The organism is Salmonella sp. SG203, from assembly GCF_013350575.1.
In the GTDB taxonomy this organism is placed as follows: Bacteria; Pseudomonadota; Gammaproteobacteria; order Enterobacterales; family Enterobacteriaceae; genus Salmonella; species Salmonella enterica.
In genome coordinates, this window is sequence record NZ_SNMT01000027.1 from 1 (window position 1) to 15,112 (window position 15,112).

The 15,112-nt window shown below is 51.1% G+C and carries 9 protein-coding genes; 6 read left to right on the forward strand and 3 right to left on the reverse strand.

Annotation, left to right across the window (positions count from 1 at the left end; translation table 11 throughout):
* Positions 1–628: 628 nt before the first annotated feature.
* The 4 genes from iroB to HV477_RS24025 all read left to right on the forward strand — a co-directional run bounded on the left by iroB (position 629) and on the right by HV477_RS24025 (position 7,802).
* Entirely contained in the window at positions 629–1,744 is a 1,116-nt protein-coding gene (gene iroB / locus HV477_RS24010; RefSeq protein WP_001221110.1) for a salmochelin biosynthesis C-glycosyltransferase IroB, read from the forward strand.
* Between the two features lie 80 nt (positions 1,745–1,824).
* Entirely contained in the window at positions 1,825–5,481 is a 3,657-nt protein-coding gene (gene iroC, locus HV477_RS24015) for a salmochelin/enterobactin export ABC transporter IroC (RefSeq protein WP_079899040.1), read from the forward strand.
* A gap of 109 nt (positions 5,482–5,590) precedes the next feature.
* Positions 5,591–6,835 carry an esterase family protein gene (locus HV477_RS24020; protein ID WP_079899039.1) on the forward strand — a complete coding sequence of 415 codons (1,245 nt, stop codon included), beginning with the start codon at positions 5,591–5,593 and terminating at the stop codon, positions 6,833–6,835.
* Between the two features lie 31 nt (positions 6,836–6,866).
* Entirely contained in the window at positions 6,867–7,802 is a 936-nt protein-coding gene (locus HV477_RS24025) for an alpha/beta hydrolase (protein ID WP_079899038.1), read from the forward strand.
* A gap of 41 nt (positions 7,803–7,843) precedes the next feature.
* Here the strand turns inward: HV477_RS24025 and HV477_RS24030 are convergent, their stop codons facing one another.
* From HV477_RS24030 to pipB2, 3 genes are all read right to left on the reverse strand, one after another.
* Positions 7,844–10,018, reverse strand: a complete 2,175-nt coding sequence (locus HV477_RS24030; RefSeq protein ID WP_275888378.1) for a TonB-dependent siderophore receptor — start codon at positions 10,016–10,018, stop codon at positions 7,844–7,846.
* A 531-nt stretch (positions 10,019–10,549) separates the two neighbouring features.
* Entirely contained in the window at positions 10,550–10,882 is a 333-nt protein-coding gene (locus HV477_RS24035; protein WP_077463764.1) for a hypothetical protein, read from the reverse strand.
* A gap of 174 nt (positions 10,883–11,056) precedes the next feature.
* Entirely contained in the window at positions 11,057–12,109 is a 1,053-nt protein-coding gene (pipB2, locus tag HV477_RS24040; protein WP_001670212.1) for an SPI-2 type III secretion system effector PipB2, read from the reverse strand.
* Between the two features lie 517 nt (positions 12,110–12,626).
* Here pipB2 and HV477_RS24045 point away from each other — a divergent pair.
* Positions 12,627–13,556: a VirK family antimicrobial peptide resistance protein gene (locus HV477_RS24045; RefSeq protein WP_000178734.1), complete on the forward strand. Its 930-nt coding sequence runs from the start codon at positions 12,627–12,629 to the stop codon at positions 13,554–13,556.
* 293 nt (positions 13,557–13,849) lie between these two features.
* Positions 13,850–14,746: an antimicrobial resistance protein Mig-14 gene (locus tag HV477_RS24050; RefSeq protein WP_024797803.1), complete on the forward strand. Its 897-nt coding sequence runs from the start codon at positions 13,850–13,852 to the stop codon at positions 14,744–14,746.
* The last annotated feature ends 366 nt before the right edge of the window (positions 14,747–15,112 follow it).

Below are 15,112 nucleotides of genomic sequence, written 5' to 3' on the forward strand. Positions count from 1 at the left end.
TTATCAAAAACCTTGGTTTTCAAGAACCAATAAATCGTGTGGCTGATGCGCTATAAAAATCGCAGAGCGGTGACGATATCCGCATAAGGAGCTGTTCGTTCGCAACATTCGAACGGTGACGTTAAAGCTGGTTTCATTGGTTAATGAAGACGAAGGGGACAAAATTACTACAGAGTTGATACCACAGAGATAGTCCAGGCTCGCAGGTGATACGGGATTTAACGCCGGAAAGTCCACACAGAACACGATCTGCCGCCGGACACCAGTAAATTGCCCCGCAACGCGTTATCAATACTACTCCCTACGTTTCCCGTTACCTTGCCGTTGGTACGTTTACCTCATTGTCTGAAAGGTTATTTGCGAAGTTATCATTAATAATCCACGGGCGTCTGGTATGCGAATCCAGTTCCCCAATCCTGGCGCTTTGCCTTTGCGACCATACGCGCGTAAATAAGCCTGAAACCAAACTTCACCGCTTAACGCTCTCCTCTTTCCCGATTTTTACGCAAAAAATCATCACATGATCAAGGGTCGTATTTGTTATTGCATTCTTCAAATGATATTGGTAATTATTATCATTCTCATTAGCGACTTGTTCGATTTATGACGTGGAGAGAGAGGATTTCTCATGCGTATTCTGTTTGTCGGTCCACCACTGTATGGACTGCTATACCCTGTGCTGTCCCTGGCGCAAGCGTTTCGTGTTAATGGCCATGAAGTGCTGATTGCAAGCGGTGGAAAATTTGCACAGAAAGCAGCAGAAGCTGGGTTGGTGGTATTTGACGCTGCGCCTGGTTTCGATTCGGAAGCGGGTTATCGCCGTCAGGAGGCATTACGAAAAGAAAATAACATTGGAACAAAAATGGGGAACTTCTCATTTTTCAGCGAAGAGATGACCGACCCGCTGGTCGCGTTCGCCGGACAGTGGCGGCCAGATCTCATCGTCTATCCTCCCCTTGGGGTCGTTGGACCACTGATTGCCGCTAAGTATGACATTCCAGTAGTGATGCAAACCGTCGGCTTCGGTCATACGCCCTGGCACATCAAAGGCGTGACGAAATCACTTTCTAACGCCTACCGCCGCCATGGGGTCAGCGCGCCACCAAGAGATCTGGCGTGGATAGACGTCACACCGCCCAGCATGAGCATACTGCAAAATGACGGAGAGCCGGTTATCTCCATGCAATACGTCCCGTATAACGGCGGCGCCGTCTGGGAAGAATGGTGGGAACGTACACCTGATCGCAAGCGTCTTCTGGTTAGCCTCGGCACCGTCAAACCGATGGTGGATGGCCTGGATCTGATTTCCTGGGTAATGGATTCTGCCGGCGAAGTAGATGCCGAAATCATCCTGCATCTTCCGGCAAACGCCCGCTCGGATTTACGTTCGCTGCCGCCGAATGTCCGTCTGGTCGACTGGCTTCCGATGGGCGTTTTCCTTAACGGCGCCGACGGTTTTATCCACCATGGCGGCGCAGGCAACACCCTGACGGCGCTGCATGCCGGCATTCCGCAGATAGTCTTTGGCCAGGGTGCCGACAGACCCGTCAATGCCCGCGCCGTGGTCGAGCGCGGATGCGGCATTATTCCCGGTAAGAGCGGGCTTACGAGCAGCATGATCAATACCTTCCTCGGTAATCGCGCGCTTCGCGAGGCGTCGCAGGAGGTCGCGGCGGAAATGGCGGCCCAGCCTTGCCCGACCGAGGTGGCAAAAAAACTGATCGCCATGCTGCAACACGGCTAACCGCGGCAGCGCAATGACAATATGGCGGCTGAGCCCAGACTGTGTCGCCATAACTCATCTTTCACCGATAAGGAGGCTTAATGCCCGCGACTCATTCCCCCATGCCCGCTCGTGCCTGGATAGTTCGCCTTGCCCGCGTGTGTTGGGAACGAAAAACACTGAGCATCATTGTCATCGTAGCATCAGTATCGACCATTTTACTGGCTGCGCTGACGCCGCTAATAACGCGTCAGGCCGTCAATGACGCAATAGCAGGCGAGACGACCCGCCTGCCGTTACTTGCCTGCGGCCTGCTGTTAATTGCCCTTTTTGATTTTATCGGGAATTACGTGCGCCGCGGCTATGCCGGGGAACTCTCGCTGTGGGTTCAGCATACGTTACGTAGCCGTGCGTTCGACAGTATTCAAAAACTGGACGGCGCAGGCCAGGACGCCTTGCGTACCGGGCAGGTCATTTCGCGTACCAACAGCGATCTTCAACAGGTACACACCTTGCTACAGATGTGTCCGGTGCCGCTGGCGGTGCTCACTTACTATGTGGCCGGTATCGCGGTGATGCTATGGATGTCGCCATCCATGACGCTTATCGTGATTTGCGTACTGGCCGCCCTTGCCATTACCGCCCTGCGCGCCCGTCGCCGTGTTTTCGCGCAAACGGGGCTTGCCTCAGACCGGCTGGCGCACATGACGGAACATATGCGCGAAGTATTGGAACAGATCTCAGTGGTGAAGTCCTGCGTGGCGGAGTTGCGCGAAACGCGTTGGCTCGATGGTCAGTCGCGGCAGATGGTGCGGGTACGCATCGGCGCCGCTATCTCGCAGGCGATGCCGGGCGCAACCATGCTGGCGCTACCGGTGATAGGGCAAATCGTCCTGCTGTGCTATGGCGGCTGGTCGGTAATGAATGGGCGCATCGATCTGGGAACCTTCGTTGCGTTCGCGAGTTTTCTCGCTATGCTGACCGGCCCTACCCGCGTACTGGCATCGTTTTTGGTTATCGCACAGCGCACACAGGCGTCGGTGGAGCGCGTCTTCGCGCTTATCGACACGCGTTCTCGCATGGAAGACGGTACTGAGTCGGTTGAAGGTCAGATTATCGGGCTGGACGTGGAGAAGATGAGTTTCCACTACGACAACGGTAACCGTATCCTCAATGAGATCTCGTTTTCCATTCACGCCGGTGAAACCGTGGCGGTGGTTGGCGCATCCGGCTCCGGGAAATCAACATTGCTGATGTTGCTGGCGCGCTTTTACGATCCCACCTCCGGCGGGGTGTGGCTCAACACCACTACGGGTCAACAGAATATTCGCGACCTGAAACTGACGGCGCTTCGTCGTCGCGTTGGCGTAGTGTTTGAAGACGCGTTTCTGTTTGCCGGTACGGTGGCGGAAAACATCGCCTATGGGCACCCGCAAGCGACTCAGGACGACATTCGACGCGCCGCCGATGCCGCAGGCGCCAGCGGGTTCATCAATGCGCTACCGCAGGGGTTCAACACCCGACTGGCCGAACGCGGAAGCAACCTCTCCGGCGGCCAACGCCAGCGTATTGCGCTAGCCCGGGCACTGATTACCGCGCCGGAACTGCTGATTCTCGATGACACCACCTCGGCGGTCGATGCCGGTACTGAAGCGGAAATTAATACGACTCTTGGTCGTTATGCCGATAATGAGCATATGCTGCTGGTGATTGCACGCCGCCGTTCAACACTGCAGTTAGCCGATCGGATCGTCGTACTGGATAAAGGCCGCGTCGTGGATATCGGTACCCAGGCGGAGCTGGATGCAAGGTGTCCGACGTTTCGCTCGCTGATGAGCGGCGAGGGGGATTTTCTCGCCCTCGCCCCGGCGGAACAACGTGAGCTATGGCCAACAACGCAGGCGGTAAAATCCGACGACGCGCATGAGCGCCAGACACCCGCTGGAAAAGGTTTTGTCGACCGAATGACGCGCGTTCCGGAACGCGCCGTACAGATGGCGCTGGCAGGCCACGGGCGTCAAGTCTCATCGCTGCTGACGCCAGTAGCCTGGATGTTCGTCATCGCCGCCCTGCTTATCGCGCTTGATTCCGCCGCAGGCGTTGGCGTGCTGGTGCTTTTGCAGCGCGGTATTGACTCAGGCGTTGCCGCAGGGGATATGTCGACTATTGGCATATGCGCTCTGCTCGCGCTGTGTCTGGTGGCGATTGGTTGGTGCTGCTATGCGCTGCAAACGATCTTCGCCGCCCGCGCGGCAGAGTCGGTACAGCATACGGTACGCTTACGCAGCTTCAGCCACCTGCTACGCCTGAGTCTTCCCTGGCACGAGAAGCACATCGACTCGCGTCTTACTCGCATGACCGTCGATGTTGATTCACTCGCCCGATTTCTGCAAAACGGTCTTGCCAGCGCGGCCACCAGCATCGTGACGATGGTCGCTATCGCCGCGGCAATGTTCTGGCTTGACCCCATTCTTGCATTAACGGCATTAAGCGCCGTGCCTGTAGTGGTGCTGGCGACGTGGATTTACCGCCGTTTGAGCTCGCCTGCCTACGCTCAGGCACGGCTGGAAATTGGTAAGGTGAACAGTACGCTTCAGGAAAAGGTCTCCGGTATGCGGGTAGTACAGTCACACGGCCAACAGAAGCAGGAAGCCGCCAGGCTACGGGCGTTATCAGATAACTTCCGCGCCACCCGCGTGCGGGCGCAAAAATACCTTGCTGTCTATTTTCCGTTCCTGACCTTCTGCACCGAGGCTGCCTATGCCGCCGTGCTTTTAATCGGGGCGACCCGGGTCGCCGGAGGCGAAATGACGCCCGGGATACTGGCGGCGTTCTTCCTGCTACTGGGACAATTTTATGGCCCGGTACAGCAGTTGTCAGGCATTGTTGATTCCTGGCAGCAGGCAACCGCCAGCGGCAAACATATCAATGCGCTATTGGCGACTGAGGAAACGGAGAATATTGAACCGTCCTCCATAACGCCTGACACTGGCGGCGCGCTACGTCTGGAGGCATTGACATTCCGCTATCCCGAAAAAACGCAACCTGTGCTTGATAATCTCTCGCTCACCATTCCGCCAGGAACGGTAGTCGCGGTGGTCGGACGTAGCGGCGCCGGCAAATCGACGCTGATCAAGCTGCTGGCCGGACTCTACTCTCCCGGTAGCGGGCAAATCCGTGTCGGTGAGCGCTTAATTGATGCCGCGTCGCTTAGTGATTATCGTCGCCAGACGGGGCTGGTCACTCAGGATGTCGCATTATTTAGCGGCGATATTGCCGAAAATATCCGCTATCCGCGGCCAGACAGCAGCAACACGGAGGTGGAGAACGCGGCGCGACGGGCGGGACTCTTTGAAACTGTGCAACATCTGCCGCTGGGGTTTCGTACTCCGGTCAATAACGGCGGCACGGATCTGTCCGCGGGCCAGCGTCAGTTGATTGCCCTCGCCCGCGCCCAACTGGCACAGGCGCACATTCTGCTGCTCGACGAGGCGACAGCGCGTATCGACCGCAGCGCCGAGGAGCGCTTAATAACCTCGCTTACCGGAGTGACGCATACCGAGAAACGCATCGCGCTTATCGTCGCGCACCGGCTGACCACCGCTCGCCGTTGCGATGTTATTGTCGTAATCGATAAAGGATGTATCGCTGAATATGGCAGCCATGAGCAGTTGATAGCGACTCATGGCCTGTATGCTCGTCTGTGGCGGGACAGCGTCGGCCAGACACGCGATACGCAAGAAGAGGTCATGGGATAGTTTTTATCGCCACGATTTACGCAAAAGAAAGCCCGCAAGCGGCTGTTCCTGTAACAGCCGCTTTAGCTATTAGTACTGACCGAAATATAAATGAGATGGAATACAAAGAATGAGACTGAGCCCGCCCGTCGCTCCTGTCGCTATACAGACCGCTACGCGCCTTCGCCGTCAACTCGCCGCCGGAAGCCAGGTTGACGCTTCTCACTTCTGGCGAGAAGCAAACTCGCTCGCGCTGCCGCTGGTGACAGCCATTAACGGCGCAGACGATGAACGGGAAGTCACCTTCCTGTGGCGTGCCGCCTCTCCTCTGCGGGGGGTTTATGTTCGCCTGAACCGTGTCACCGATAAAGATAACGTGGCGAAAGGTATGATGACGCAACTGCCCACAACGGATATCTGGCATCTGACGCTTCGCTTACCGGCGTCCTACTGCGGTTCCTATACGATGGTCGAAATACCACCGGAAACCCCGGACGAGACGGTGTTGCAGCTTGGAAGCCGTTTCGCCTCCCTTGTGGGGAAGGCGGATCCGCTGAACAGCGCGCCGGGAATAAATGTTCGGGGCAATGCGCAGGAATCCGTTCTGGCGCTGGATCATGCCCCGGCACAGGAGGAGTGGTCAGGCTGTCGCGCTTACGCCGGGCAGCTTTTCACCTCAGAGCATCGGCTCGCCGGACAACGTCGCCGTGTGCGGCTGTATCTTCCTGACGTTCCTGTCGAACAACCGCTGGGCTTGCTGGTACTCACGGATGGCGAGATCTGGTTCGACCATCTTGGGGTAAGCGCCGCCATTGACGCCGCCATCCGCAGCGGACGCATCGCGCCGGTGGCCGTACTCGGCATTGATAACATCAACGCGGGTGAACGCGTCGCAATCCTCGGCGGTCGCCGCGAGCTGGTGCTCGACATTGCCGAACGCCTGCTGCCAACCCTTCGCGCCAAATACCCGGAACGACAGTGGGCGGACCGTACACAAACGGTGCTGGCAGGGCAAAGCCTCGGCGGCGTGACCGCGCTGATGGCGGCCCGCCACGCGCCAGAGAGCTTCGGCCTGGTGCTGAGCCACTCCCCCTCAATGTGGTGGACGCCGGACAACCGCAATCGCCCGCCCCATTTCAGCGCAGAAGAGCGCTCATGGGTCAGCGAACATGTGTTATCCGCGCCCTCGCCAGCCGTACGTACGCATCTGTGCGTGGGATCGCTGGAAGGTTCGACGGTCCCGCAGGTCAAACAGTTGCATGAAAAATTGCGCGCCGCCGGCGTTGAAAGCCATTGCAGCGTGTACACCGGCGGTCACGATTATGCCTGGTGGCGCGGCGCGCTGATTGACGGATTACGTCTACTGCCCCGATAAAACTTCACCTGCCAAAAAGGAATCACATCCGATGTATGGTCGCCAGTACCACAACAAGTGCTATCGCATAGCGCTATTTTTAGTGAGTTTTTGTTTTAGCGCGCTGAGTTATGCGCAGCCGGATATGCAGCCATTAGGGCCGAATATCGCTGATAAAGGTTCGGGATATTACCATTTTAGGGTCAATGACTTTCAATCTGCCGATGGCGCAAGACATTACCGGGTATGGACCGCTATCCCCAATAAAGCCGCCCCGCCATCGGGTTATCCTGTCTTATATATGCTGGACGGCAACGCAGTGATGGACAGACTGCCGGAGACGCTGCTCAAACAGCTGGCAGACCACTCGCCGCCGGTGATTGTGGCGATTGGCTATCAGACTAACCTGCCGTTTGATCTTAACGGCAGAGCTTATGACTATACGCCGGCGCCGGGAATCGATCGCGATGACAGTGAAAATAGCCCGCGTTTTCATCGTAAAACCGGCGGCGGGCCAGCGTTCCGCCAGCTACTGGAGAGACATATCGCGCCGCAGGTGGAACAAGGAATAACCATCAACCCCGAACGGCGCGGGGTATGGGGACATTCTTATGGCGGCCTGTTCGTTTTGGACTCCTGGCTGTCGTCATCCTTCTTTCATATCTATTACAGCGCCAGCCCGTCACTCAGCAGGGATAACTTTGCCCTGTTGAATCGCCTTACGGCAGTGAAGCCGTCGCCGTTCTGCCATAAAAAACTCATTATAATGGAAGGTTCATCGTCGAATGGGGATAGCAGGCAACGCCAGATGGCCGAGCTCCTGCAAAAAGTTCAGGAGACCGTGAGAACGCTTGAGAACAACGGCGTTAACGCGGCCCTGCAGAATTACCCGGGCCTGGGCCACGGGCCCATGTTTAACGCCTCTTTTCGTAGTGCATTGCTGGATATCAGTCGCGAACCGGCAAGCCAAGAACCACGCTGCCATTAACCCGTCGCCAGAATATGCCCGCCAGCGGCGGGCATAACCCATCAAAACGAGGCCGTCACACCGGCATAATAAGCCCGCCCCGGTTCGTTATAGGTATTTGCCCCTTCGGCGGAGCGATAGATCTGTTTATCGAAGATATTGCTGATACCGACATTAAGACGCAGGTTCTTATTGATATCGTAGTTAACGTTAGCGCCGACCAGTGAGTAAGCCCCCAGCGCTTTCCCGGACAATCCTTTGGTCTCTTCACTACGCGACTCCGCATGTGTTCGCGGTTTTTGCTTGCCGTATAACGTCCAGTTGACGTTAGCGGAGAGCGCGCTGGTGATAGTCCAGTCGAGGAAGGTATTCACCGTATATTTCGGGATTATCGATAAGGGATTACCGGTATCTTTTTGCTCAGAAGCGATCATATAAGTCGCATTGGTATTCCAGTTCAGACGGTCCGGCATCAGCGGAACAGCCATGCTGGCTTCAATACCTTCAATCAGCGCCTTACCGCCGTTCTGCCACTGCAATACATAAGCGCCAGATGCGCTTCTGCCAATAATCTTATCACCTGCGACAATCTTATTCTGATAATCGTTACGGAAATACGTGACGCTTGCGTGGTAATCGTCTACGGTAAATTCCAGCCCGATCTCTTTATTGATGCTAATTTCAGGATCGAGGTTCTTATTACCGACCAGGTAACAGCCGCCTGACGTAATATCTTTTGGACAACCGTTGCCTTTCGAATAGAGTAAATACCCCTCACTGGTTTGATACAAGTTCGGTGCCTTAAAGGCCCGGGCAATACCGGCTTTCACCTTGACGTATTCACCTAACTCCTGGGAAAGGTTAAGACTGGGACTAAAATTACTCCCGGATTCGCTCAAATAGTCAAAACGCAGACCCGGAATAATATTGGTACCGGCCATGGGTTCGATATTATCTTCAACGTACAGCGCACTGATTTCCGATTTATTTTTGCTGCTACGGTTAGCCGCCGAACCGGGAATCCCGGCGATATTGCTATCCTTAACCGTCAGACTGGTAGAGGAAGGATCGTTCAGCTCATCGCGGTTCCATTCCGCGCCGACGGTGAGCGTTTGCTCAAATAGCCATATCACCGGGACATTCACCTCGCCGCTGGTGCGATACGAGGTCAGGCGGTTAGTGGTAAACGTCTGGTCGTTGGTAATACGCCCCTCGCCGCCGCCGGAGAGTCCCTCATTCATGCGGGTATTATCGGTTTTTTCATAGTAGAACCCCAGGCGGCTTTGCCCCCAGTCCCAGATGCCGTTATGAGTTAGACCGTAATTCTGCCGGTACAGGCGATTGGTCTCCCGCCCGGACTGCGCGAGACTTTTAGTAACCGCGTTCGAAGTACTGTTTTGCGTATCGCCGGCATAGATATTCCCCTGCCGACTGTATCCCGCTTCAAAATCAAGGATTTGCTGCGGGGTCATTTTCCATGAGAAGACGCTATTAATATCTTTATTGGTGACCCCCTCCCGTCCGGCGGCATTTTTGGTACCGGCGGAGGAGTTAATATCCCAGCTGTCGGCATCGGTTCTGTTGAGATTACCGTACAGGCGCATCGTCAACGTATCACCAGCCAACGGGCCGCTAAGGCTAAAGTTACCCCGCCGGGTGTCACCTTCTTTGCTGCTTTCCGGCTGGTTGGTATAGAGCGACAGCGAACCGTGCCAGTCGTTAGTCGGACGTTTGGTGATGATATTCACCACCCCACCTGCGGCACCGGAGCCATAGCGCGCGGCGGCGGGCCCACGGATAACTTCAATACGTTCTACCATCTCCGGCGGTACCCAGTTCGTATCGCCACGGGTGTCGCGTTCTCCGCGCCAGCTATAGCGAACCGAATTTCGCGACGTCACCGGCACGCCGTCAATCAGCACTAAGGTATTTTCCGGCCCCATACCACGAATATCAATTTGTCGGTTATTTCCGCGCGTCCCCGAGGCGCTATTGCCGGTAAGATTAACCCCAGGCATCTTACGAATAATATCGGCAAGATCGTTAACGGGAGGATTCTTCTGAATATCGTCACGAGTAATAATCGAAACGCCCGGCTGTTGCTTTAATACTTGCTCGGCAGTGGATTCAACCACCATCGTTTCGCCGTTGTCGTCAGTAGATTCTGCTGCTGATAATGGACTATTAACCCCTGTAGAAACCACGGTTATTAACCAGATGAACTTCTTAACTCTCATACCCATTCCCTAAATAATGTCTAAAGTAGCGCTGTTGCCCTCAAGCTCACATCCTTGCCAGGTTACGTCTATATAGTAATTATTATCATATGCTAATGATAATAATTATCATTCAATTAAGGAAAAGGCAATCTTTCGACCACAAAAATCTGGTAATAAAAAAACGGAAACGGGATTTTGCAATATGACTCTCTGTCCGGGCTCCGCTTTGCCAGTAAATCCGGGAAGGGGGGCATAATGCGCCTACTGAACGGAGGTTTTACAAAACAGAAATAGATAAAATAAAACTATTTTTCAGATCGTTAATCACAAGAAACACCCAGGTAAGATGGTATAGCACGGTTCAGGGTTCACCGCCGCTTCCCTGCCGACGGCGAACCATTCTTACAGTTTGCCAGCGACTTTCCGTCTGGGTAATGGTGGGATCGGATACGATTGTAGTCATTCGATATATGACGATGAAAGTGATGTTGGCGCCAAAATACAAAGCGCCTGGTAATATTTATCAGGCGCTTTGCAGACTGAAAACCATCAAACATCGGTTTCTCGTTCCCCAGGATCTACCGGGAAAAATGGCAACCCACAGTTAGTGGATTTTACTGTCGGGTCTTGCCAGGGATGTTGTGTTACCCCCAGATCTTTTAAAAGACCTCGTAACAGCACTAACTCGCTGGGTGTCATTTTTTGCTTTGATTCACCCCCTTTAGGTGGACGAATATCCTCCTGACTAGTACATGTAACACAATAACCTTTTAACTCTATCCATTTAGGCGCGGGGGGGCCCTTAGGATCGGGAGGCGTCGGGCTGGCAACGCACGAACAGGCACTTATACATCCAGGCATAACGTTTTCCTTTTCAAACAATTCACTTTAGTTGGAAGTTCTACTTGAGAAAATAGAAATAGTTATTCAGATATTTTTACCGTCGCATACTCCTGTAATAATAAAAGATACTGTAAATAATTTACTCCCAGCTACTATTCAGTAGCAGATTGTTATTCTTACATTGCTTTTATTTCAGATTTACGTCAAATAGGGCTAAATATTTTCACTATAAAATACGTTAAAGAGTGTTTGTGTACTCGTAGACATTGTGGCGTCTTCAGTACGCAAATCGGTTAGTGTACAATCTTTAAAACTGGTATTTTTTAAATTAGCTTCAGACAAATCAGCCTCGCCCAGGTTCGTAGAAATGAAACTCGCCTTTTGCAGGTTTGCCCGGGTTAAGATAGCGCCTTCCATATCAGCAGCCATTATAGTAGCACCCTGTAATGTCGCACCGCTCATATCGGCACGTATAAGGGTTGCGCCTGAAACATTAGCGTGATCCATATTTGCACCGGAGCAATTACATTCTATCATGCTACAGCCTAACAGACTCGCGTGTTGTAAATTGGCGCCAGTAAGATTAGCGTGATCGAGGGTAGCGCCACACATAATGCTATCTTCCAGACAGGCGTTCTTGAAATTACTGTCGCCTAGTGATGTTCCCGATAGATTTGCGCCCTTAAAATTTGCACCTTCACAATCCGCCATAAACAGCACTGCCCCCTCTAAATTTGCGCCGCTTAAGTCTGCGTCACATAAATTTTCTGACGTCAGATTTGCTCCGGTAAGGACAGCGCCTTTAAGATTCATGCCTCCCTGGGCAGTTAATATTACAGAATCCTGAGGGAGAGAAAATTCGCATCTGAATAGTAAAGCTCGGCATATTTTTTCAAAAGAGGCAAGCGGAATTTCTCTTGTCTCAGAATGGTCGCCTTTACTGACTCGTACAATAACTTGTCCAGCTTCGTTATTCTCACCAGGAAGATTAAATTCGACACGACACCCATCCATATCATCCAGGATGATGTTTTCTGGCAACGGAGCACCTCTGTCAGGCATTGTACTTTTCAATGTCTCAGCCATAGTCTCTATCAATTCCTGATATTGTGTTTCATTTCTCCGACGTATCCCACCACAGGTAAAAAAGTTAATGATATATTCCAGAATGGTTTTGGGCGAGGTAGCTTGCCGCATAGCAGCAGAAGTCCCCGCGCCAAAAGCAGATTTAGCCATACCAGCCAGACTATCGAGTGAACGCTCCATATATTTTCTCCCAGAGACAGCAACACAGTGCATGATAAAATTTATCATATAGATTTGCATTTAGAGATAAGGTGAATACCCCCTTTACGTCTGGTTACATAATAACGTATCACGACGCGTTGCTGTCTGGCTTACACAATACCAGCCAAATAAATATATTGGCTTATACTCGTCATACTTCAAGTTGCATGTGCTGCGGCTGCGTTCCCTCACCCCAGTCACTTACTTTAGTAAGCTCCTGGGGATTCGCTCGCTTGCCGCCTTTCTGCAACTCGAATTATTTAGAGTATAAACATCATTTAAAATAATAAACACGGCATTCGTTTTAATACTACGTTCAGGACTCATCCCACTCATTAGCAGAAAAACTATTAAAAAGCGTGTTCAGGCGTTTTATTACCGCCATTGATAAACTGTTTAACAACATCGTCTGTACAGACCTTCTTCGTTGCCTTTACGTTTAACTCAATCAGGCTACCGTCTCGGTTATAAGTCTATCGAGTAGTAGAGCCGTAGTATGACGATGCAGCAAAGTGATATGGAAAGATATAATCCATTATTAATGTTAAAAGAAGTCATGGCGCAGACGCCTTATCGCCATAAACGCTGGGGAGAGCGTAAGTTTCGCTATAAATTTTTATTACGTTGCCTTATTAACCCCGTAACGACAATTAAATACTTCAATGAATTATGCCATCTGTCTCAGCCCAGAACGCTGATTATTCATCGTCCACTGTTGCCGGCAAAAATCCAGCGGCCCTATTTGTATACCGGGCTTAGCATACGTTGCCGGGCAAAAGCTATTCTGGAACACTACCAGTTCGTTCAGTCCTTTCCGGAAAGTAAAATTAAAAAGATCCTCCTGTCCGAGGAACAAATCTTACTCGCTCACCTGGAAGGAAAAAACGGCGCTCTGGTAGATATCTACTGCGGTCCCTGTGGCTATGACAGGGAAGGTGAACTGACATTAACGCTGTGTTTCAATGATACGCCGTTGGCACGTTTATCATTTTCCTTTATCCGCCATGAAGGGAAGCAAATAGCGCTGGTTGCCGGGTTACAAGGGCCCAGTAAACATGTCGGCCCACAAGTCATACGTAACGCCACCAAAGATTGTTACGGTCTCTTTCCTAAACGGATGCTGTATGAAGCATTTGCGACATTGATGCAGGCCTGTAATGTCGACGAGATTTATGCGGTAAGTGAAAACAACCATGTTTATCGTCAACTCCGGTACTTATTCCAGAAGAAAAAAACTTTTGTGGCCAGCTATAGTGAATTCTGGGAGTCGCTAAACGGCGTTAAGAAAGGTGCCTTATATCATCTGCCATCACAGGTGATGCGTAAAGCGCCTGAAAGTATCCCCAGCAAAAAACGCGCAGAGTATCGGAAACGCTATCATATTCTGGATACAATAATACAAGAGGTTAACAGCCTCTCCCGGTAGAACTATTTCATACGCGGATGTGCAGATCCTGCTACCGTTCAGCGGAGCTCTTTGAAATCTGTATCGCTACTGGATGGTTAAATACAGAATGGCTTGCGAGTGAAAAGCGCGGCATTAAACCGTCGCTTTCACTCATGCTATGATCAACATCTTAATCTTATTCCCTTCACCATAACGCCATCGATTAGCATGTTAACCATTAAATACAAGCTAAACATTTTTCACTTTTTTATTTGGTTGAGCGAAAAAATAATACAAAATAGAATTTTCAGTAAGCTAAGTCAGGAGTTTTGGTGAAAATACAAGAAGTTAAGCGTATATTAACCCGCTGGCAACCGTCTTCCTTTTCCCTATACCGGGAGGTGTTTACGCAATACGGCGGTAGTATCAATATGCACCCAGATATTGTGGATTATTTCATGAAGCGCTATAACTGGCATTTTAAATTCTTCCACTATAAAGAAGATGATAAGATTAAAGGCGCCTACTTTATCTGTAATGATCAGAATATTGGCATCCTGACGCGCAGAACCTTCCCGCTATCGTCAGATGAGATACTTATTCCGATGGCGCCAGATTTACGCTGCTTCTTGCCCGATCGTACTAACCGACTTTCGGCGTTGCATCAGCCACAAATACGCAATGCCATATGGAAACTCGCCAGAAAGAAACAAAATTGTCTGGTCAAAGAAACGTTCTCTTCTAAGTTTGAAAAAACACGCCGTAATGAATATCAGCGGTTTCTTAAAAAAGGCGGAAGTGTAAAAAGCGTTGCTGATTGTTCTTCTGATGAACTGACTCATATTTTTATCGAGTTATTTCGGTCTCGTTTCGGCAATACTTCATCCTGCTATCCCGCTGATAACCTTACCAACTTTTTTAGTCAACTGCATCACCTTCTGTTTGGGCATATTCTTTATATTGAAGGGATACCCTGTGCATTTGATATCGTACTGAAATCTGAAAGCCAGATGAACGTCTACTTTGACGTATCTAATGGTGCAATTAAAAATGAGTTCAGGCCACTCAGTCCCGGCAGCATACTAATGTGGCTAAATATTAACCGTGCCAGACATTACTGCCAGGAAAGACAAAAAAAATTACTTTTTTCCATCGGCATACTAAGGCCTGAATGGGAATATAAGCGCATGTGGTCGACCCCCTATTTTACCGGAAAATCGATTTGCTAAAAAGAAAGCCTGGACGTAAATATGTTTTTTACGTCCAGATTTTTCATAAGTCCTGATGAACTGATAAAAAACGAAAGTTTAATCATAATTTGAAAAATAAGTTAACCACCATATAATCATAATGACAATTACTCGAAATTCACTTACACTATACTCGGTTTTATGGAATTGATTAACACGGTATGTTACAGATAACGTGCTAAAAAGCGTGCAGCGGTTATACATTTTCATATGTGTGTGTCATTAACCTGGCGTCAGGAACAGATGATGATGACAACTACCCTTTTATCTCTTCTGGCCTGGCATACAGTCAGTAGATTAAAGGAGTAGCCTTGCTTTATGGCATTACAAAAATGCGGGTGGGGT